The organism is Mesorhizobium sp. M7A.F.Ca.ET.027.03.2.1 (assembly GCF_003999175.1).
In the GTDB taxonomy this organism is placed as follows: domain Bacteria; phylum Pseudomonadota; class Alphaproteobacteria; order Rhizobiales; family Rhizobiaceae; genus Mesorhizobium.
In genome coordinates this window covers 1-585 of record NZ_RZOM01001786.1, presented here as the reverse complement: position 1 = coordinate 585, position 585 = coordinate 1, and the positions used below count along the sequence as shown (strand labels likewise).

The 585-nt window shown below is 65.3% G+C and carries 2 pseudogenes; both read right to left on the bottom strand.

The features are described 5' to 3' along the window. A pseudogene (locus EN750_RS38065) lies at positions 1 to 298 on the bottom strand (ABC transporter permease); the annotation flags it as partial. Further along, positions 295 to 585 (bottom strand): annotated as a pseudogene (locus EN750_RS38060) (sugar ABC transporter ATP-binding protein); the annotation flags it as partial. The pseudogenes EN750_RS38060 and EN750_RS38065, both read right to left, overlap by 4 nt.

Below are 585 nucleotides of genomic sequence, written 5' to 3'. Positions count from 1 at the left end.
GCACCAGGGGTGATGAGATGCCGGCGCCGAGGAACAGCACCTGGATCGCCAAAGCGTTGATGAAGCCCATCAATGGCCCGACCGAGATGTCGATACCGCCACGCCCGGCGAGGATGACAGGCGTGGACGCAATGGCCGCGCCGATCAAGGGCGCGGCCAATCCGACCAGCGCGCCCCAGGAACCCGGCTGGAACCGCCCGGGGCTGAGGATGAGATTGACCGCGAGCAGCACGACCAGCAGCACGACCGCGAAGCCGAAATTTCGCCCAAGGGACAGGAGGCGCGCAACAGGGTTCATGCCGCACGTCCGAACATGGCTGATATCACGCTGTCGGTGGTGAGCGCGTCGCCAGAGATCTCGGCCGCGACTTCGTTCTCACGGAACACCAGCACGCGCTGGCACAGGAGAAGAATCTCCTCGATTTCGCTGGATAGGATGACGAGCCCCATGCCGTCGGACGCCAGCCCGCGAAACACGTCGTAGAGCACATGCCGCGTCGCCACGTCGACGCCACGCGTCGGATCGTTGAGGAGCAGGATCGCGGGCTCCAGCGCCAAGGCACGCGCCAACAGCACCTTCTGCTG